This window comes from Anabaena sp. UHCC 0399, from assembly GCF_034931465.1.
Classification (GTDB): domain Bacteria; phylum Cyanobacteriota; class Cyanobacteriia; order Cyanobacteriales; family Nostocaceae; genus Trichormus; species Trichormus minutissimus.
Genome location: NZ_JAYGGZ010000027.1, coordinates 67,113 through 86,863 on the forward strand (window position 1 = coordinate 67,113; position 19,751 = coordinate 86,863).

The window sequence follows — 19,751 nt, forward strand, 5'->3', positions numbered from 1 at the left end:
AGCCTTGATTCATTTTTCTTATCAGTTCTTGACGAACACCAACAACTGAGTTTTACTAAAAATAACGAGCGTTCGATATAAAAAAGACATAATGCCCAAAGTTGTTGATCATGAGCAATACCGCAAAGAACTGCTCGGCAAGTGCTTTGATTTATTTGCCTCCAAAAGCTATGGTTCGATTACTATGCGGGAAATTGCTCAAGGCTTAAATGTTTCGACAGGTACGCTGTATCACTACTTTCCTAGTAAACAGGCTTTATTTGAGCAATTTGTAGAGGAAATCGGCCAGCAAGATGTGAGTGCAGCCTTAGCTGAGATGGAAGGAGCAAAAACGCTGGAAGAGACGATGACAGCTTTGGGTAGATATTTGGTAAAAAATGAAGATTACTTTATTAAATGGACATATATTTGGGTTGATTTTTGTCAGCATCAAGACATAAAAGAATTACGAAATAATAATGTCTTCAAGCGTGCTAATAGACATTATCAAGAAGCAGTTTGTGAGTTATTAGGTGTCCAAGATACAGCCTTAGCAGCTTTTGTTTTGAGCTTGGTGAATGGCTTGATTTTAGAAAAGCTGTGGTGTAATGAAACGATTGATTTTGTTGAGCAATGTACATTGCTAGGCAAAATGATTACGGCTTATTTAGGAAGCAATGTAACAGGTTTTCAATAAGTTTCTCTGTGTCTCTGTGCTAAGAAATTTTGAACCACAGAGGCACAGAGACACAGAGAGAAGAAGGAATTAGTTTTTATCGAGGGGAATATGAGTCATAAATTATTATTTAAACCAGTCAATCAAGGGTTAATTGCATTAGTAATTGCTGCTACATCTGTAACTACGGGAATTATTTTTTATGTAGTTTCTCAGTTTGGTCAAATTAGTAAAACTGCGGCATCGGATACTAATTTACAAGCTGAAGCGATCGCACCTAAAATTACCGCACTAGGGAGATTAGAGCCAGAAACCAAAGTTATCAAACTATCTGCACCTTTGGTTCTAGATGGCGATCGCGTTAATCAAATCCTTGTAGAAGAGGGTGATACTGTCCAATCTGGGCAAGTAGTAGCAATTTTAGACTCCCACACCCGCTTAAAAACGGCTGTACTCCAAGCTGAAAAGCAAGTGCGAGTAGCACAAGCTAAACTCAATCAAGTTAAGGCTGGGGCAAAAAGAGGGGATATATTAGCACAGCAAGTCAGTGTAGAACGTTTACAAGCCCAATCTCAAGGAGACATTACAGAACAACGAGAAAGCGTTGCGCGGATTGAGGCACAATGGCAAGGAGATCGAATTGCCCAAGCTGCCACAATCAGAAAGTTAGAAGCAGAACTCAATAACGCCGAAGCAGAATATCGACGTTATCAACAGCTATATTCAGAAGGGGCAATTTCTAATTCAGCCTTTGATACTAAACGCTTGAGTGTAGAAACCGCCAAACAGCAACTAGATGAAGCCAAAGCAGTGCTGAACCGGATTAACACCACCGCCAGCAAACAACTATCCGCAGCCAAATTTGCACTCAACCGCATTAATACCACCAGTAGAAAGCAAGTTAGCGAAGCCAAAGCCACACTTACCAGTATTGCCGAAGTGCGTCCTGTGGACGTGCAAGCAGCACAAGCAGAAGTTGAGGATGCGATCGCCTCACTCAAACGCGCTCAAGCTGACCTAGAAGCAGCTTACATCAGAGCATCAATGACAGGTCAAATTCTCAAAATTCATACACGAGTCGGTGAAAAAATTAGCGATGACGGCATTGCAGACTTAGCTCAAACAGCACAAATGATGGCGGTAGCAGAAGTCTATCAAACCGACATCGGCAAAGTAAAACTGGGACAAATAGCAACGATTACCGGTCAAGCCTTTACTGGAGAACTGCGCGGCGAAGTTTCTCTCATTGGCTTGCAAGTCAACCGTCAAAACGTCTTTAGCAACCAACCAGGAGAGAACCTCGACAGCCGAGTAGTTGAAGTCAAAATTCGCCTGACTCCTGAAGACAGCAAGAAAGTTGCAGGTTTAACTAACTTGCAAGTACAAACAGCAATTGAATTATAAAAGTGAGTTCATCATGCTGAAAATCATCTATCTTTCGCTTTGCATCCTAGGAACAGTTTTACCTTATTCACAGTTCATACCATTTTTATTAGAGCATGGTCTGAATATTACACTTTTCATTCAGCAGCTATTTGTTAACAGAATTTCTAGTTTCTTTGGCATGGATTTAATTATTTCATCCCTTGTTTTTTGGGTATTTGTTTTTTGGGAAGGCAAACATCTAAAAATGCCAAACCTCTGGATTTATATCGCTGCTAATCTATTGGTTGGAGTTTCCCTAGGACTGCCTTTATTTTTATTCATGCGACAGCACCAACTAGAACAGCAGACTGAAACGGTAAACTATTAAACCAATCTCCAATTCCCAATATGTTCTCCAAAATGTTTCGTAAAACACCGCTAGCATGGCGGCAATTGATGAAAGAAAAAACACGCCTAGCGGTAGCCGTTGCAGGTATTACATTTGCCGATATGCTGATGTTTATTCAGTTAGGATTTGAGAGTGCGCTGTTTGATGCTGCAATCCAACCCCATCGCAATTTACAAGCTGATTTGGTGTTAATTAATCCACAATTTCAAACCTTATTTTCCGTCAAAAGTTTTTCCAGAGAACGACTATATCAAACATTGGGTTATGAAGGTGTGCAGTCAGTCAGTGGATTATATATTGGGACTGGACAATGGCGGAATCCTGAAACGCGACAGGATCGGGCTATCTTAGTTTGGGGTATTGATCCGGCGACATCTGCGTTTAAGTTTCCCGAAGTTCAAAAAAACCAGGATTTAATCAAACCGTTAAATCAAGTCCTATTTGATCAAGCCGGTCGTCCAGAATACGGCGCAGTTGGTGATATCTTCCAAAAGAATAGCCAATTTCAAACAGAATTAAACAATATAGCTATCGATGTCAAAGGCGTATTTAGTAATGGTGCATCCTTTGCAGCTGATGGTAACGTCATTACTAGTGATTCGACATTTTTAAGACTATTTCCAGAACGGAAACCAGACCGAATTGAAGTCGGGTTAATTAATTTAAAACCTGGTGCAGATGCAGAAAAAGTGCGATCGCTGCTAGCCGCCAGTTTACCCAATGATGTCATAGTCTTAACACCAGAAGGTTTTGCTCAAACAGAAAAGGAATATTGGGCAAATGGTACAGGTATTGGTTTTATTTTCGGCTTGGGTGTAGGTGTAGGGTTTATTGTCGGTATTGTAATTGTGTACCAGATTCTTTACTCTGATGTGTCTGAGCATTTACCAGAATACGCCACCCTCAAAGCAATGGGTTACAGCGATCGCTATTTACTCATCACCCTGCTACAAGAAGCATTATTATTAGCTTTTTTTGGATACCTTCCCGCCTATATTTTCTCCTTTGGACTATACCAAGTTGCCTATGCTGCGACGATGTTACCCATCGCCATGAAATTAGAGCGGGCAATCACTGTATTTATTCTTACCATTATCATGTGTAGTGTTTCCGGCGCGATCGCCATGCGAAAACTACGTTCCGCCGACCCCGCCGACGTATTTTAACAGTCAAAAAACTCTGTGTCTCCGTGCCTCTGTGGTTTTCTTTTTACTACCGAGACACCAAGACACAGAGGAAATAATCAATCTAACTCTTCTTTATAACCCTATGCTGCAAGAATTTACACCAGAAATCAGCGATTCCTCTGCTTCCGAACCCGTGATTTCCGTACACAAACTCAATCATTACTTTGGGTCGGGTGGACTACGCAAACAAGTATTATTTGATATTAATTTAGAGATTAAAGCCGGGGAAATCGTGATTATGACTGGGCCTTCTGGCTCAGGTAAAACTACCCTCTTAACTCTCATGGGTGGCTTGCGTTCTGCTCAAGAAGGGAGCATGAAAATTTTAGGACAGGAAATCTGCGGTGCTAATAAAAAGCAGCTAACAAAATTACGCCGTCAGATTGGTTATATTTTCCAGGCGCATAACTTGATGACATTTTTAACAGCCAAAGAAAATGTGCGAATGTCTTTGGAATTACATGATCAGTATTTAAATCAGGATATCAGTACCAAAGCGATCGCTATGCTAGAGAGTGTTGGCTTGGGAGATCATTTAAATTACTACCCCGAACATCTTTCTGGGGGACAAAAACAACGGGTGGCGATCGCTCGTGCTTTAGTCAGTCATCCTAAGATTGTCTTAGCAGACGAACCTACCGCCGCACTTGATAAAAAATCTGGACGCGATGTTGTAGAACTGATGCAGAAACTAGCCAAAGAACAAGATTGTACAATTTTGCTTGTCACCCACGACAACCGTATCTTAGATATTGCCGACCGAATTATATATATGGAAGATGGTCAACTCAAAAGTGCCGATTTGGATATTACCGCTAAGATTGGCTAAGACTAAATTTGATCTGAAGAACTCATACCCCGGATTTCTCACAAATTCTTGCAACCTCAGTCCAAAGTCTGTAGGGGCGGGTTGAGCGAAATTTTCGTGAATGATTCGAGTATATCTGTGAACCCGCCCCTACTGTTTGTGAGAAATGCGAGATACGTATAACAACTGATTGCCTATGGATGTTACAAATTCAAGTTGCTCATTGTCGGTTCGACCAATGGTTACTTGTTCAGTAATAGTTGTAATATCTAAGCCCCGCGATCGCAATACCCGGATTTCTCGCTACGGTAAACGCTGGCTTAATACTTTAACAAGATCATCCTTTTTCATTCTACTGATGCCAGTAATGCCTCGTTTTTTGGCCATTAATTTTAGTTCAGCCGTTGGCATTGTTTTGAGAATATCAGTGTCGGTGATTGTATATGGCATTGGTTGAGGAGTAAGATAAAAAACTTGATTTAAAGCATCAAGTTTTTGACCTTTAGTAATGCCACACTTTAGATTTAAAATTGGATCTAATGTTTTCCAATATTGACGAGGAGCTTCATCAATACGGTTTGTAGCTATAGCAGGTTTAACAGATTTAATAACACTCCCTGGTTGTTTAACTAAATATTCTAATGCTGCCATAATTTCATCTCTAGATGCCTTAGAGAGATTTATTTTTGGAATTTCTTCCCCTGCAAGTATTTTTGTGACTTCAACTGTCTCATCACTACCATCACTAATAATGCACCAAACACGATCTAAACCCGCCGCTTCTACAATCGCATAAATGAAAGAGTTAGCAATTACTTGATACTTATCTTTGCCAGTTTCTTTTACAATAACTGGAATCCAATTTCGTCCGCCCTTTTGGTTAAGCAAATGGGCTGAAGCTTTAATTAAAAATTCAGGTGCATTAGTTCCTTCACCAGGGTCAATCTCATCCAAATATAAAAGCATCAAATTTCCAATATCGCTGAGGCTACTCATTGTAAAAAATACTCCTTGGCTAAATTTTTGTAATATTCATGAGCGGATATATATCGATAAACCGCAGGAATACGCGAGAAAGCTGAACCTGCTATGTTAGCGTAGCTTGGAACTTCATGAATATAAAGGTCTTTGTTGGCTTTGGTATACCTAGGATAGAAGTAAGGAAGTAAGTGCAATCCTTCTTTTTTCAGAATGTTATTAATTTCTTGTTGAGCAACTTTCAACTGAGGATCTGTTATCTTTTCTCCATTAAAGAAAATTGGCAATGGAATAGGGCTACCATCACGTTTCTCTGATTGTACTTCAGGAATAAATTTCTTCATTGCCATTGCTGCATTTTCTAAAGAGAAAAGATTGTTATGCTTTGTGGGAATGAGAACAACATCAGCTGCATAAACAGCCAATTGGCTAAAAACTCTCCAGTTCGGTGGTGAATCTATCAAAATATAGTCATATTCTTGTCTTGCCAATTCTAGCTTGCGATAAAGAGTATGACTTTTCAGATGATTACGCAAGGATTGTTCAGCTTTATCTGTTAGTGTTTGATCAGCAGGGATAACATCAAATCTCAGTTCTTTTTTCAACTTTTTTAGAGGAAATCTATAAGGATATAGAGTACCTTGAAGTTCTACATTCCTTTCTGTCAGAGCTTCAAATACACTGCCTTGACTTAATGGAATACCTAATGAACTCGTTAAATCTTGTTGGTTTGGGTCAAAGTCGATTGCTAAAACCTTCTTTCCCAAAAAAGTTAATATAGCTGCCAGATTGACAGTAGTTGTCGTTTTTCCAACTCCACCCTTGTTGTTATAAACAGCGATAGTTAAGGCTTTAGTGGGATTTTCAATTTTCTGCCGAATTGAAGCAACCACATTATCAATATTGTCTACATCAATTGGAATACACTGTGTTGCAGGATAAATCACTTTTCCATGCTTCCGAAACAGTTGAATATGACAAGAATTAGTAATTATTCCCCACTGTACAGTTTTGCAATTACGTGCAAGTAGATAATGTTTCAGTTGATTAACCGTTTTTTGGTACTGTGCAGCATCTTCAGATAGGTTAATATCTCTACCCTTTAATTCCAGAAGAAGGTAGGGATTAGATTTTGTGTGTAAAAAAACATCGTCATCAATGGTTTTCCTGACTGCTTTATCAACAGATCCGTGACCAGTGTTATATTCTGGATAAATTTCTTCAGATTCAAACCCTAAAGTCCTCAACAAGTGAGGAGCAAAAAGGTCGCTTACAATTGCTTCTGGTGCATTTTCGGGAAGGCTTTGCAAGGCCGCTTGAAGAGTGGTAATTGTAATGCTCATAGTGTGAGGTAACTTCCAGCAATGTCTAAGTCTAGTATTCCCACTTGAGGACAAGTATTAATTAAATAGCTGGCAAGAGTCATTTTTGGCGGTCTGCTTTTCGCCTACCCTCCGGGAAAGCCAAAGTTTTTATGCAATAAGTCTATTAGATCACCATCGATTCTTGGCAGATAAAACGCTGATAGATGATCAGTAATCTGCTAACCTGAGTTTGCATTGATGAAATGAGTAAAAGTAGATGGCAATTATTAATAATTTATTTACAGCCGGTGGCGTGGTCATGTGGCCACTGCTGGGATTTTCACTCTTAGCAGTAGCCTTAATTATTGAACGAATTTGCTTTTGGGCAAAAATCACTGGTAAACAAAACCGTGTAGTCCAAGAAGTCCTCAAGCTGTACCGTCTGGATAATGTCGTCAGTGCTTTAGACAAGTTACAGCAAAATACAGATTTACCCATCGCCCGGATTTTTTTAGCTGCTTTAGAGTTGGAAGATGCAACCCCAGAGGATTTTCGCTTGGCTTTAGAAAGTGAAGCACAAGCCGAGATACCAATACTGAAACGCTTCCAAAATATTTTTGATACAATCATCGGTTTAGCACCGCTTTTAGGTCTGCTTGGTACGGTTTTAGGATTAATTACTTCCTTTGCTTCTCTAGATATCGGTGATGTAGGAGGAACAAAAACCGCAGATGTTACAGCAGGTATTAGTGCAGCGTTGGTGTCTACAGCATCAGGATTAGTTGTAGCGATATTTACCCTGTTGTTTGCTAATACGTTCCGGGGACTTTATCTACGTCACATCGCCTGGATTCAAGAATACGGGGGACAACTAGAATTACTTTACCGTCGTCGTTATGAACGAAAAGATAAGTTTTGACTAGCAATAATTCAGTTTTTTACCCTTAATTTAGTATATTAAAAAAATAAATTGTTTTTTGGAGCATAGTCTATGACCATCTGGGTAAATGAGCAAATTGATCCTTCAGGCATGATTCACGCGTGTATCGCTTGTTGTGATGAATCTCAGGCTAAAGATTGCCATGACTCCTTTGAGGGGAATTTGACTGATATGCAAAAGGCATCAGGTTGGTTAGCACGTTTGCGGACGGTTGATTCTTGGGATGAAGTCCCAGTTAATGCTTTAAAACTAGATTAGCGTGGTCAAAAATTTTGGATTTTAGATTTAGCATTTTGGATTGATTCCACAGATAAATCTGTACGATGATCATAAATCAAGGTTTTTCTAGCGTTTTTTTAATCTTTCTTGATCTACTAGTACAGTACGGTGTAAATAAACCAAGCATTGCAAATCAACGAAATACTTACGCTGTATTCATTTTGACTTTTGACTTCCGCGTAGCGGTACTAGCCATATCAGTTTAGGTTAATAAAAAATCAAAACTAGATTAAGACTTGAGAATTCATCAGTCATAAATTTATAGGAAAATCAATTTTCCTGATCTTGTAGTGATTTTTTGTAATTATTAAGAGTTATCATCAATTCTAAAGAATCAATTACAAATTTGCAGAAACCGAATCAATGTGGTGAACTATTATAAAGTTTACGCTGCGACACCAAGCAGTCCCATTAGTTTGGTTGGCAAAACGGGACAAGCTGTTCAAATTTCGATTCATGCTCCCAGTCAGTATATCTGTGCCAACCGCGATCGGATATTACCAGATTGGCAACAACAACCTCTATTTTGGGTCGTGATTGTTTTGCAGCGATCGCAATATCCTTTAGTGAAGATTACCCCACAAACAGAAACGGAAAAAGAACATTTGCGCGCCAACTTTATGAGATTTGGCTGCGACTTAGCCTTTAATCTGAGTGATCGCGGTTATTTAGCTGACCTCATAGACCCCCGTACTGGCTACCCTCTTTTCTCCCGTCCTGGGGAAATACCTCACAACGACACCGCAGTTGTTAAGGCTTTACTTCACTACCCAGTATTGAAAAATAAATGCTGTGTATTAGTTCATCCCACCTGGGGGACAGCAGTTTATCCCAGTATATTTATCTCAACCGCACCGCCAACCATTCTGGAATTGGTAATCAAAAGTGTAGCACTCATGCACGGGTGGCAAGAAGTTGAACAGGAGTTAAGCAATTCAAAATGAACAGCATAGATTTGATTTGGCTTTCCAGATCATAATTTATGTTACTCCACAAAAGACTTACAAATAAAAAATTAATCGTTTTAGTTTAGTGAGTAGGGGTATAAATCTGATCATCATATTTTTAATATTCCAATACTAGAAAACAACCAGATTTCATCAAAAGATAATTTGGGATACTGTCGCAGGTCATAAATCTGTATACTGATTGTTATGTAATTTTCTAGTATAGAATCAGAATAATGGCTACGAATTCTTCAAATATTTCAACTGCTATCCGTTTTACAGCCAAGCCAATTTCTGAGTTCTACACTCTTTTTTCAGAAGCAGAGATTTTAGAAATAATTGATGCCTTAGAAGTCAGACAAGAGATTCCCTTAAAGTATGCTTACAAAGGTAGAGGTGCAAAAATTTGGGATGATTTTTATCTAAAATATATTATTCCCAAATGGTATCGGACATCAAATGTAGAAATTGACTTATTAAAGGAAAATTTTGCATACATTAATTCTAATGCCCTAAGTGCAGAGAGAATAAATATTATAGATGTCGGCTCAGGCAATTCATATCCTGTTAAAGATTTTATTTCTAGATTGAATAAATTAAATAGAATTAATAAATATGTTGCTTTAGATGTGAGTGATGAATTATTAAAAGTATCTAGAAAGAATTTTCAAAAATGGTTTCCATTAATTGAGTTTGTCAGTCAAGCAATTGATATAGAAAATAATTGTATTTCCCCAGATTTATTAAATAATCAAACTGAGGGCGAAAATGGTACTACAGCCAATATAATTCTACACTTAGGAGTAACAATTGGTAATCATCAAAATAGAATACAAGTCTTCAAGAATTTGAAAGATAGCATGGGTAAGAATGATTTTTTGGTATTTACAAACGAAATCGGTGCTAACTCAACATGGGATGAAAAAGCTAGAGGTGGTTGCGATTATCATGCCAGAGAAATATATGAATGGATTAAAAAAAATATGGGAATTAGATATGAAGATTGTGAACTGATACGAAGGTATGATTTAGCAATAGATAGCGTCGTTGTCAATATGAAATTTCGTCAAAATTATACTATTAATTTTAATTATCAAGGAATAGATAAAAACGTTAGCTTCTCTGAAGGTGAAGAGATTACTATTTGGCGACATCATAAACATGAAATACCTGAACTTATGCAAGAAATAGAACAAGCCGGTCTACAACTCTCTCACTATACTACTAATAAATACTCATCACATATTATGGCGATTTGTCAGGTTGCTAGTAATTAACTTGAAAGTTCTCAACTACTTTTAGGTTTACGCAAATTTTGGGAATTGATGGGGCCGAGAATTTGATTCAGGTCTCGCAACTGTTCAGCCGTACCCATACAAATTAGCGTGTCTCCCGACATTAAAATCGTGTCGCCTGTTGGTCCACCAATGAGATTACCATCGAGACGGCGGATAGCTAACACTAATGCCCCAGTTTGCGATCGCAGTTTGGCTTTTTGCAAGCTTTGACCAACAAAGGGACAAAAGGCTGGGTCAAGTAAAAATTCTTCCATATAAAGTTGGCGGTCTGCACCTGTGAGAATCCCATCCACAAAGTCTAAAACTTGTGGTCTGAGAGCCGCCGCCGCCATGCGCTTCCCACCAGTAATATAGGGTGAAATTACTGCATCTGCGCCGCCACGTTGTAGTTTTTGCAACGCTTCCTCTGTACTGGCGCGGGCGATCGCCCGGATTCTCGGATTTAAAGTCTTGGCAGATAAAACAGTATATAAATTTTCCGCATCGGAAGGGAGAGCCGCAACTAAACAAATGGCTCGCTCAATCCCCACTTTCAGTAATGTATCATCCAGGGTGGCATCCCCTTGAAATGCTGTATGACCTTCATTTTGCGCCCTATCGATAGATTCCTGATCGGAATCAATCACCACAAATGGGACACCTTCAGAGCGAAATTCCTTGGCGATTTGCCGACCAGTCCGACTAAATCCACAGATGATGTAATGTTGTGATAAGGATTCCATTAACCGCCTCTGTTGTCGTAGTCGAATGCCTTGTTGAAAGTAGCCTTGAATTACTGCCTCTGTAAATCTATTGACAATGTAACCAATATTGACCACACCCAGCACAATCAAGGCAATGGTAAACAACCGTCCTCGGCTACCCAAGGGGTGTGTTTCACCATATCCCACAGTCGCTAAAGTAATGACTGTCATATAAGCCGCATCTGCCCATGCCCAGCCCTCTACGAACTTGTACCACAAAGTGCCAATCAAAAAAACACCACCGAGAGCGATCGCCCCGGCCATTAATTCCTTTTGAATTCGTTGGTACTTTTGCTCAAGAGTTGAATACAAAGTTATATTTCACCACTACCAATGCTGGGAGGATATATAATGTTAGACCCAAGTGAAAGTATGAGATGCCGTAAATCCAAAGCAATTTTGTAGATTTTCTAGGAAACTAGTAAGTAAGTATACGATCAAAAATTCTTAGGAGGAGAGGTAGTGAGCCTACAAACTCTACTTGAGCAAGGCACAAACCCCCCAGAGTCAGGTTCTGTTGCATCTAACCCCTTTAGTACAGATAGCTTTGACTCAGCTGTCATGTCTACCTATTCTCGGTTTCCCATTGCCCTAGAACGGGGTGCTGGATGCCGTGTTTGGGATACCCAAGGCAAGGAATATCTAGATTTTGTCGCTGGAATTGCTACTTGCACTCTAGGACACGCCCACCCAGCAATGGTAGAAGCGGTAACACGCCAAATCCAAAAGCTGCACCATGTTTCTAATTTGTACTACATCCCCGAACAAGGGGAATTAGCCGAATGGATTATTCAACATTCTTGTGCCGATCGCGTATTTTTCTGCAACTCTGGCGCAGAAGCTAACGAAGCCGCAATTAAGCTGGCGCGTAAATATGCCCATACAGTTCTAGACATTGAAAAGCCTATTATCATTACAGCCAACGCCAGTTTCCACGGACGGACTTTGGCAACCATTACCGCCACTGGGCAAGCAAAGTATCAAAAATACTTTGATCCCCTAGTACCGGGATTTCATTACGTACCCTATAACGATATCAGTGCAGTCGAAACTGCCGTAACTGAGTTAGACGAAGGTGATTATCGCGTTGCAGCCATTCTCATCGAACCATTACAAGGGGAAGGGGGTGTGCGTCCTGGAGATGTGGAATACTTCCAAAAAATGCGGCAAATCTGCGATGAAATTGGCATTTTGTTGATGTTCGACGAAGTGCAAGTGGGGATGGGACGCAGTGGTAAACTCTGGGGTTATGAACATCTCGGCGTTGAACCAGATATTTTCACCAGTGCCAAAGGTTTGGGTGGTGGTATTCCCATTGGGGCGATGATGAGTAAGAAATTCTGTGATGTGTTCCAACCAGGGGAACACGCCAGCACCTTTGGGGGTAATCCCTTTGCGTGTGGGGTGGCGTTGGCTGTCTGCCAAACTTTGGAGAAAGAAAATATTTTGCAGAATGTGCAAGATAGAGGCGAACAGTTACGGACTGGATTAAGCACGATCGCAGCTAAGTATCCCCATCATATAACTGAGGTGCGGGGTTGGGGTTTAATTAACGGTATGGAGTTGCAAGCAGACATCCCGCTAACTGCGCCGGAAGTTGTCAAAGCTGCCATCAATGAAGGTTTATTGCTTGTACCAGCCGGGCCAAAGGTGGTGCGGTTTGTACCGCCGTTAATTGTTACTGAGGCAGAAGTAAATGCTGCCTTGCAAATTGTAGAGAAAGCGATCGCAACTGTAACGGCGTAAATCGATACCCTTCTTTATGTAGAGACGCGATCCATCGCGTCTTTAAACTTTTGTTTCACGCAGAGGCGCAGAGAGGAGGAGTTTTACGAGTAAGCAATACATTACGGCTACTTACTGGAGAGATTTTCTACAAAACTCTGATGTTCTGCACTTGTCAAACCTTCCTGTAAAACTTCTAAAACTTTAGCTAAATTTCCGCTTAATAATGCTGATATATCTAAATATAAACCTGGAAAGACTTGAGAGAAAATCACACCACTAGCATTAGCTGGAAGCTGGATATATTCTCCTTCCTGTAACTTGAACCAATCAAATTCACCGTCATAAACTCGCCACACTAAATATTCTTGCACCTGATTGCGGCGGTATACTTTTAACTTGTCGTGTAAATCTAGAGAAACACTGCTAGCGGCAACTTCTACAATTAACTCTGGCGCACCTTCAATATAATCATCATCGCTAATACGTGCTTGTCCTCCATTAGCAATTAGCAAACAAGCATCTGGTTGAGGTTCGTTATCTGCATCTAAGCGCACCGTTGCATTATCACCCAACTCTACCCCAGGTGTAGCAGATTCATATAAGCCCAACCAAGTCATGATATAAGCATGAGGTTTGCCATGACTTCTGAAACGTAACGGAGATACTATATAAACAATTCCTTCAATCAGTTCCGCTTTTTTAACTTCAGGCATAGCATCATAACGACGCTCAAATTCTACACGGGTGAGCTTATCACCGTTTTCCAAAGGCGGAAGGGTTGAGAGAGGAGTGATAATTGCACTAGGACGTGTCATCATATTCTGCGCCACAGCAATTTAACTATTAATATCATTGTCAATTAAAAAATAAACAGGACACGGGCAACAGACAACAAAAATATTTATCTATCCCCTGTCCCCTGTCCCCTAAACTACCGGATGCTGCCCATAATAAGGTAAAGCCTCCGACCAATGAGGACGCTTACCTAACTGCCAATCAAAATAAGCTAGTTCTAAAATACTAGTCGCCGTTGCCGCTAATCCAGATTTAGCAGCAATTAACTGATAGTCAGTTTTCCAGTTAGCCAGGGTTTCTTGCCATGCTTCTGGGGTAAAAACAGTGTCAGCCAATAAAGTGATTAAGCCAGAATTATCGGGAGAAGGTTGATAAATTGCACCAAAAACCTGTCCGCGTTGCGCTGGCATTTCCACTGCGATCGCTATAGCCTCATGATTTTTGCTAGCATAAGACCAAGCTACTGCCGCTAAGGTAGAAATTCCCAACACCGGAATATCTAATTGTTGCCCTAAAGTCCGCGCTAAAACAACACCAATACGAGTGCCTGTGAAACCTCCAGGGCCTTGAGCTACTGCCAAAAATGCTAAGTCTGTCCAAGTTTGTGGTTTGATAAATTCGATTAAATATTGATGTACGTAGCTCGATAAGTCACGTCCTAAATCCCAAACCTGAGAACGAGTATCCCCAGCAAAATTACTAATTGCTAAACCCAGTTCGGGAGTAGTGGTATGCAATGATAAAGCGTATTTTGTGGGTGTGAGGTATTCTAGTTGTATAGTCAAAGTCAATTAAAGTATTAATGTTCTAAAAATAATATAGGAATCCTCTTTGCTTTTTGAAAAAATTTAGCTCCCATAACTTTTTATTTGTTCCCTGTTCGCTGTTCGCTTACGGATAATAATAGTCGGACACAATTAAATTCATTGGCAAAAATATCGTATTTCTTCATCAAATGAGGTACACTATGTTCCCCTGCTCATCTGCGGGGAGGAGGTTGGGTTCTTGTCTCAATCAACCGAGAAACGCTATAAGTAGTCAAAAGAGACTCAGCTTATCCATAGGGTGCGTTCGTGGTAGCGTTGCGTGTCAAAAAGAAGCGATCGCAATGACTGTGAATATTGTTGCCCATCTACTTAGGGGATAGGAAACAAGCAAAAAATTCGTGTAATTAATTTTGTTTCATTACTTAAATTATCTTTTAGAAAAATTACAATTTCATTTAAATTTGCAATAGATTGCTCAAGATTAAACAAAGCTTAAACAAAAACCAAAAAATGGTCATCCAAAACCTCAAAATCTAAAACTTGCAATTGGCTACTACATGGGCTGCATAATTCACAGTTTTGCTAAATTTTGCAATGCAAGGCAATCTTAGCGATATTGCCAAAATAACTGAAAAATTAGAGGCATTGGATAAAAATTAATCCCAGTTGCCAACTATTTAGGTCAACTTGTAACAAGCTTTTCAAGCCAAGAAAATCTACAAGTTTCTTGAACATTTTTAAATATTTTTTGAAAAAATTTAAAAAAATACAAATTACATGACTATTAATTCACTTGAGCAAGGTGTCATCCTCATTGTTGATGACACTCCCATCAATTTAGAAATGCTTTTTGATTTTTTAGCTAATACTGGATATAGAGTATTAGTTGCCGAAGATGGTGAAAGTGCTTTGGCTACAGCCGAAGACTCCCCCCCTGACTTGATTCTTTTAGACATTCTCATGCCAGGAATAGACGGGTTTGAAACTTGTCGTCGCTTGAAAAGTAACGAATTAACAAAAGACATTCCTGTCATTTTCATGACCGCCATTTCTGAAACAGTAGATAAAGTCAAGGCTTTGAGTTTAGGTGCAGTAGACTATATTACTAAACCGCTACAACACGAAGAAGTTTTAGCCCGTGTTCAACTCCACCTGAGAATACGAAACCTGACAAAAAAACTGCAAGCACAAAATCAACGTCTAGAAATGGAGATTGAGGAGCGCACACAAGCAGAAAATAAATTAAGAGAACAAGCTGCTTTACTGGATATCACCACAGATGCAGTGCTTGTCAAAGACTTTAATGAACATATATTTTTCTGGAATAAAGGTGCGGAAAATTTATATGGCTGGCAAGCACAAGAAGTCATTGGTAAAAATATTCGTCAGTTGCTGTATCCACCAGAAAGTTTTCCTCAACTACAAAATGTCTTGAATAGTTTGACTGATTGTGATTTTTGGTATGGTGAATTGCATCAAGTTACCCGACAAGGTAAAAAAATTATTGTTGCTAGTCGCTGGAATGTGATGCGCGACCAAAATGGTCAACCGCAATCAATTCTCACAGTGAACACCGACATTACAGAGAAAAAACAACTCGAAAGTCAGTTTTTACGCGCTCAACGACTAGAAAGCATTGGTACGCTAGCTGGTGGTATTGCCCACGACCTTAATAATGTACTGACTCCCATTTTAACAGCCGCGCAACTACTACAAATAAAACTTCCCAACGTTGACGATCGCTCTCAACGGATGTTTCAAACTATCGAATCTAACGCTAAACGTGGCGCGGCTTTGGTCAAGCAAGTGTTGCAATTTACCCGTGGCGTTGAAGGCAAGCGCACGATTGTACAAATTAACTACCTGTTCTCAGAAATTAAGCAAATTGTCCAAGAAACCTTTCCCAAATCTATTGAATTTTCTACGAATATTCAACCAGAACTTTGGACGGTCATTGGAGATACTACCAATTTGCATCAGGTACTGATGAATCTAGTAGTTAATGCTCGTGATGCTATGCCAGAGGGCGGTAGTTTAAGTGTTTGTGCCGAAAATCTATTTATTGATGAACATTACGCCCGGATGAATCTTGGTGCTAGTGTCGGACATTACATTGTGATTTCCATTACAGATACAGGTATGGGCATAGAACCAGAAATATTAGATAGAATCTTTGAGCCGTTTTTCACGACTAAAGACGTTGGCAAAGGTACAGGGCTAGGTCTGTCAACCGTACAGGGTATCATTAAAAGCCACAATGGTTTTGTGAAAGTGTCCAGTGAAGTTGGAAAAAGCACAAAATTCCAGGTATTTTTACCAGCAGTTGAGGCAGCCGCAAACGCATCAGTGGAAGACTTGGAACTTCTCAAAGGCAATGGCGAATTAGTTCTAGTTGTAGATGACGAAGCTAAAATTCTGGAGACTACCAAAATCTTGTTAGAGGCTTATAACTATAGCGTATTGACGGCTGAGGATGGCATGGAAGCGATCGCACTATATGCCCAACACCAAGATAAAATTAGCTTGGTATTAATGGATATGATGATGCCTGTTATGGATGGTAGTACCACCATTCGCGCCTTACAAAAAATTAATTCTCTGGTCAATATTGTTGGTGTTAGTGGGTTGCTAACTAGCACTCAATTGACAAAAACCGTGAGAGTGAAAAAGCTTCTTGCCAAACCCTACACGCAAAAAGAGTTGTTAGAAACTCTACACAAAATACTCTCCCAGACATCGAAAACCCCGCAAAGGAATCTATTGGAGAAGAGAAGCTAGGGATAGGGGACAGGTTACAGGGGACAGGGGACAGGGGACAGGGGACAGGTTACAGGTTACAGGTTACAGGTTACAGGTTACAGGTGAGAGAGTAACTCATCCCCAATGCCCAATTCCCAATGCCCAATGCCCAGTATTTCGTTATTCTGTATTTTATATATATTTTATATATGAGAGCCAAAATTGACAATCAAGTGCTATTTTTACACCATGAGGACTTACCAGAGTTTAAAAAAGGTGGTTCTGTAGTTAGGAATTCTTATTTCTGGGCATTGCGTTCAATTGCTGGTCGTTCTACCCGTTATCGTGATTGGGAATATGAGCCAGAAGTTTGGCTAGCACTGACGCGAATGCTGTTATCATTTGCCGAATCTGGATACTTAGGTTATAAAGAAACCACCTTGGAGTTTCCCCTATCCCAAGGAGAAATTCCTGATGTATTGCGAGACGTTTCAACGTGGGAATAAGGGACAGGTGACAGGGAAATGACTAATGACTAAGATTAATCGCCGCCAATTTCTGACAACTTGTAGTCTAGCTACCTTAGCTACCCAAATTCCCCAAGTTACTGTCCAAGGTCAACTATCCCCCAACCATATAATTAAACCGCCAAGGCTCAAGGTAGGTGATACGGTGGGATTGGTTGCACCGGCTGGTATTTTTGACCCTAAATATATTGAAGTAGGACAGCAATATCTGACGCAATTAGGATTAAAAACTAAACTAGGAAAACATATTTTAGATCGTTATGGTTATTTAGCTGGGAAAGATAGCGATCGCGCTCAAGATTTAAATGATATGTTTGCTGATAATTCAGTTACAGCTATTCTCGCTATCCGTGGCGGTTGGGGCTGCAATCGCATTTTACCTTTACTCAATTACCCCTTGATTCGCTCCCATGCCAAAATTCTCATGGGCTACAGTGATATCACTGCTTTATTGTTAGCAATTAATGCCCGTAGTCGGATGATGACTTTTCATGGGCCAGTCGCCACATCTACCTGGACTCCATTTATGTTGGACTACCTCAAGCGCATCCTCTTTCATGGCGAAGCGGTCACACTTGAAAATAACAACTCTCCTGAAGGGCAAGTACAAACCATCGCACCAGGCAAGTCCAGGGGTAAACTTGTAGGTGGTAACTTATCAGTCCTCTCTGCAATGGTGGGTTCACCCTATCTACCCTCTTGGTATAAAAATATTTTGTTTGTCGAAGATACCAACGAAGACATTTATCGGGTAGACCGGATGTTAACACAGTTAAAAAATGCAGGTATACTGCACCAAATTTCTGGTTTTATTTTTGGACAATGTAGTGATTGTAGCCAAGGAGATGAACCTTCACTGACATTAATGCAGGTATTGCAAGACCACATCCTTCCTTTAGAAATTCCCGCTTGGTACGGAGCGATGATTGGTCATATTCAGGATAAATTTATCTTACCAATTGGGCTGTCTGTAGAAATCGATGCCACCCTGGGGACAATAAAATTATTAGAGGCCGCAGTTAGTTGAAGGATCATTTGTCAAGTTAATATAAGCATCATTTGCAATTCCAGCTATTGCGGTTAGTATAGTTTAGATCCTAGGAAATTACTTAAAATATATTTTTTGATCAAAAAATATTTGCTTCAGTTAGGAAACACTGGCAATCATCAGTTAGTCTGTTTTTCAGCAGAAGTAAAGTATGGTTATTTAGTTCTATGACTATTGCAAATTGGTTTCAAAATTCTCAACAACATTCACTATGTGGCAACATCACAGGATACAAACCAAATAATCATCACGCTATCAACTTATTTATTGGCTTGTGTGCTGCTTTACCTGTGAGTTTGGCTTTACCTGTAGCAGCTTTGCAAGTACAGGTGACTCCCGTGAAACCTCGCTTGGGAGATACGATATCTGTGTTGATAACCCCAGATAATCCAGATAGTGCCACCACCCCAGAAGTATTAGTAGGAGAAAAAACTTATCCAGCTTATCAAATTGCACCTAACAGATACCGCACCTTTATTCCCACAACTCCTCTAGAAAAGCCTGGTGCTAGAACTATCAAAATAGTTGGTGATGGCAAGGTAAGAAATTTGGCTGTCTGGGTAAGTAATCGTAAATTCCCCTTACAGCGTATTACTTTACCACCCGGAAAAGCTGGTGCTGGGGCGACTGAATACGAACTCAACCGAGTAGCTGCTTTTAAAGCGTTACAAACACCGCAAAAGTTTTGGCAGGGGACATTTCTCGCACCCAATAAAGGGCGACTCAGTACAGGTTATGGTGTACGTCGCTACTATAATGGTAAATTTGCAAATAATTACTATCATCGCGGCCTTGACTATGCTGGTGCGAGTGGTTCTCCTGTAACTGCCCCCGCAGCAGGAAAGGTTGCTTTAGTAGGCACAGTGTCTCAAGGATTTCGGGTGCATGGTAATGTAGTTGGCGTTGACCACGGCCAAGGAGTGGTCAGTATTTTTATGCACCTCAGTCGCATCAATGTCAAAGAAGGTGATATCGTCAAGGCTGGACAGTTAATTGGTGCAGTTGGTTCTACAGGGGCTTCTACCGGACCCCATTTGCATTGGGGTTTGTATGTTAATGGGCAATCTATTGACCCAACATCTTGGCGAACTCAGACTAAGGAATAGTAGAAGTGGAACTAATCGCTTTTGCTGTTAGTTTTGGTATATTTTTTGTCGATAATATAGACAAAATAAGTTTGTTCCGTACCGTCCTTACCTTGCTTGGGTGGATTAAATTAAGATGAGCCTTATGA

At 40.1% G+C, this 19,751-nt stretch carries 19 protein-coding genes; 14 read left to right on the forward strand and 5 right to left on the reverse strand.

Annotated elements, in window-relative coordinates; all coding sequences use genetic code 11:
• The first annotated feature begins 91 nt into the window (after positions 1-91).
• From VB693_RS15885 to VB693_RS15905, 5 genes are all read left to right on the forward strand, one after another.
• Positions 92-676 (forward strand): TetR/AcrR family transcriptional regulator, encoded by a 585-nt coding sequence (locus VB693_RS15885; RefSeq protein ID WP_323267101.1) that lies wholly within the window; start codon positions 92-94, stop codon positions 674-676.
• Between the two features lie 90 nt (positions 677-766).
• Positions 767-2,059, forward strand: coding sequence for an ABC exporter membrane fusion protein (locus tag VB693_RS15890; protein WP_323267102.1), 1,293 nt, complete (start codon positions 767-769; stop codon positions 2,057-2,059).
• Between the two features lie 13 nt (positions 2,060-2,072).
• Positions 2,073-2,408, forward strand: coding sequence for a DUF2834 domain-containing protein (locus VB693_RS15895; RefSeq protein ID WP_323267103.1), 336 nt, complete (start codon positions 2,073-2,075; stop codon positions 2,406-2,408).
• A gap of 20 nt (positions 2,409-2,428) precedes the next feature.
• Positions 2,429-3,595 carry an ABC transporter permease DevC gene (devC, locus tag VB693_RS15900; RefSeq protein ID WP_323267104.1) on the forward strand — a complete coding sequence of 389 codons (1,167 nt, stop codon included), beginning with the start codon at positions 2,429-2,431 and terminating at the stop codon, positions 3,593-3,595.
• Positions 3,596-3,698: 103 nt separating this feature from the next.
• On the forward strand, positions 3,699-4,445 hold the full coding sequence (locus VB693_RS15905; protein ID WP_323267105.1) for a DevA family ABC transporter ATP-binding protein: 747 nt from the start codon (positions 3,699-3,701) through the stop codon (positions 4,443-4,445).
• A gap of 282 nt (positions 4,446-4,727) precedes the next feature.
• On the opposite strand, the gene VB693_RS15910 is transcribed toward VB693_RS15905, so the two are convergent.
• Positions 4,728-5,420 carry a Rho termination factor N-terminal domain-containing protein gene (locus tag VB693_RS15910; protein WP_323267106.1) on the reverse strand — a complete coding sequence of 231 codons (693 nt, stop codon included), beginning with the start codon at positions 5,418-5,420 and terminating at the stop codon, positions 4,728-4,730.
• Positions 5,417-6,745, reverse strand: coding sequence for a ParA family protein (locus tag VB693_RS15915; RefSeq protein WP_323267107.1), 1,329 nt, complete (start codon positions 6,743-6,745; stop codon positions 5,417-5,419). Before VB693_RS15915 ends, VB693_RS15910 begins: the two co-directional genes overlap by 4 nt.
• Before the next feature lie 238 nt (positions 6,746-6,983).
• Here VB693_RS15915 and VB693_RS15920 point away from each other — a divergent pair, with 238 nt between their 5' ends.
• The 4 genes from VB693_RS15920 (at position 6,984) to VB693_RS15935 (ending at position 10,149) form a co-directional block, all read left to right on the forward strand.
• Positions 6,984-7,625 carry a MotA/TolQ/ExbB proton channel family protein gene (locus VB693_RS15920; RefSeq protein ID WP_323267108.1) on the forward strand — a complete coding sequence of 214 codons (642 nt, stop codon included), beginning with the start codon at positions 6,984-6,986 and terminating at the stop codon, positions 7,623-7,625.
• A gap of 72 nt (positions 7,626-7,697) precedes the next feature.
• Positions 7,698-7,904: a glycogen debranching protein gene (locus VB693_RS15925; RefSeq protein WP_190702265.1), complete on the forward strand. Its 207-nt coding sequence runs from the start codon at positions 7,698-7,700 to the stop codon at positions 7,902-7,904.
• A gap of 386 nt (positions 7,905-8,290) precedes the next feature.
• Positions 8,291-8,869: a methylmalonic aciduria and homocystinuria type D protein gene (locus tag VB693_RS15930; RefSeq protein WP_323267109.1), complete on the forward strand. Its 579-nt coding sequence runs from the start codon at positions 8,291-8,293 to the stop codon at positions 8,867-8,869.
• Between the two features lie 239 nt (positions 8,870-9,108).
• Entirely contained in the window at positions 9,109-10,149 is a 1,041-nt protein-coding gene (locus tag VB693_RS15935; protein ID WP_323267110.1) for an L-histidine N(alpha)-methyltransferase, read from the forward strand.
• A gap of 11 nt (positions 10,150-10,160) precedes the next feature.
• Here VB693_RS15935 and VB693_RS15940 read toward each other — a convergent pair whose 3' ends face one another.
• Positions 10,161-11,225: a potassium channel protein gene (locus VB693_RS15940; protein WP_323267111.1), complete on the reverse strand. Its 1,065-nt coding sequence runs from the start codon at positions 11,223-11,225 to the stop codon at positions 10,161-10,163.
• 150 nt (positions 11,226-11,375) lie between these two features.
• Between VB693_RS15940 and VB693_RS15945 the strand changes: the two genes are divergently transcribed.
• Positions 11,376-12,659 (forward strand): aspartate aminotransferase family protein, encoded by a 1,284-nt coding sequence (locus VB693_RS15945; protein ID WP_323267112.1) that lies wholly within the window; start codon positions 11,376-11,378, stop codon positions 12,657-12,659.
• Positions 12,660-12,766: 107 nt separating this feature from the next.
• Here the strand turns inward: VB693_RS15945 and VB693_RS15950 are convergent, their stop codons facing one another.
• The gene (locus VB693_RS15950) at positions 12,767-13,459 is read right to left on the reverse strand and encodes a Uma2 family endonuclease (RefSeq protein WP_416233397.1); all 693 of its coding nucleotides are present in this window, start codon (positions 13,457-13,459) and stop codon (positions 12,767-12,769) included.
• A gap of 108 nt (positions 13,460-13,567) precedes the next feature.
• Positions 13,568-14,221: a tRNA (adenosine(37)-N6)-threonylcarbamoyltransferase complex dimerization subunit type 1 TsaB gene (gene tsaB, locus VB693_RS15955; protein WP_323267125.1), complete on the reverse strand. Its 654-nt coding sequence runs from the start codon at positions 14,219-14,221 to the stop codon at positions 13,568-13,570.
• Between the two features lie 759 nt (positions 14,222-14,980).
• Between tsaB and VB693_RS15960 the strand changes: the two genes are divergently transcribed.
• The 4 genes from VB693_RS15960 (at position 14,981) to VB693_RS15975 (ending at position 19,623) form a co-directional block, all read left to right on the forward strand.
• The gene (locus VB693_RS15960; protein ID WP_323267113.1) at positions 14,981-16,981 is read left to right on the forward strand and encodes a response regulator; all 2,001 of its coding nucleotides are present in this window, start codon (positions 14,981-14,983) and stop codon (positions 16,979-16,981) included.
• A gap of 170 nt (positions 16,982-17,151) precedes the next feature.
• Positions 17,152-17,448 carry a hypothetical protein gene (locus tag VB693_RS15965; RefSeq protein WP_323267114.1) on the forward strand — a complete coding sequence of 99 codons (297 nt, stop codon included), beginning with the start codon at positions 17,152-17,154 and terminating at the stop codon, positions 17,446-17,448.
• Between the two features lie 25 nt (positions 17,449-17,473).
• Positions 17,474-18,496, forward strand: a complete 1,023-nt coding sequence (locus tag VB693_RS15970; RefSeq protein WP_323267115.1) for an LD-carboxypeptidase — start codon at positions 17,474-17,476, stop codon at positions 18,494-18,496.
• 188 nt (positions 18,497-18,684) lie between these two features.
• Positions 18,685-19,623 carry a M23 family metallopeptidase gene (locus VB693_RS15975; protein WP_323267116.1) on the forward strand — a complete coding sequence of 313 codons (939 nt, stop codon included), beginning with the start codon at positions 18,685-18,687 and terminating at the stop codon, positions 19,621-19,623.
• Positions 19,624-19,751 lie beyond the last annotated feature (128 nt).

Bases quoted from the DNA above. Each gene is read 5' to 3' on its own strand.
- VB693_RS15885 (WP_323267101.1), top strand. From the start codon at position 92: ATGCCCAAAGTTGTTGATCATGAGCAATACCGCAAAGAACTGCTCGGC.
- VB693_RS15890 (WP_323267102.1), top strand. From the start codon at position 767: ATGAGTCATAAATTATTATTTAAACCAGTCAATCAAGGGTTAATTGCA.
- VB693_RS15895 (WP_323267103.1), top strand. From the start codon at position 2,073: ATGCTGAAAATCATCTATCTTTCGCTTTGCATCCTAGGAACAGTTTTA.
- devC (WP_323267104.1), top strand. From the start codon at position 2,429: ATGTTCTCCAAAATGTTTCGTAAAACACCGCTAGCATGGCGGCAATTG.
- VB693_RS15905 (WP_323267105.1), top strand. From the start codon at position 3,699: ATGCTGCAAGAATTTACACCAGAAATCAGCGATTCCTCTGCTTCCGAA.
- VB693_RS15910 (WP_323267106.1), bottom strand. From the start codon at position 5,420: ATGAGTAGCCTCAGCGATATTGGAAATTTGATGCTTTTATATTTGGAT.
- VB693_RS15915 (WP_323267107.1), bottom strand. From the start codon at position 6,745: ATGAGCATTACAATTACCACTCTTCAAGCGGCCTTGCAAAGCCTTCCC.
- VB693_RS15920 (WP_323267108.1), top strand. From the start codon at position 6,984: ATGGCAATTATTAATAATTTATTTACAGCCGGTGGCGTGGTCATGTGG.
- VB693_RS15925 (WP_190702265.1), top strand. From the start codon at position 7,698: ATGACCATCTGGGTAAATGAGCAAATTGATCCTTCAGGCATGATTCAC.
- VB693_RS15935 (WP_323267110.1), top strand. From the start codon at position 9,109: ATGGCTACGAATTCTTCAAATATTTCAACTGCTATCCGTTTTACAGCC.
- VB693_RS15950 (WP_416233397.1), bottom strand. From the start codon at position 13,459: ATGATGACACGTCCTAGTGCAATTATCACTCCTCTCTCAACCCTTCCG.
- VB693_RS15960 (WP_323267113.1), top strand. From the start codon at position 14,981: ATGACTATTAATTCACTTGAGCAAGGTGTCATCCTCATTGTTGATGAC.
- VB693_RS15965 (WP_323267114.1), top strand. From the start codon at position 17,152: ATGAGAGCCAAAATTGACAATCAAGTGCTATTTTTACACCATGAGGAC.
- VB693_RS15970 (WP_323267115.1), top strand. From the start codon at position 17,474: ATGACTAAGATTAATCGCCGCCAATTTCTGACAACTTGTAGTCTAGCT.
- VB693_RS15975 (WP_323267116.1), top strand. From the start codon at position 18,685: ATGACTATTGCAAATTGGTTTCAAAATTCTCAACAACATTCACTATGT.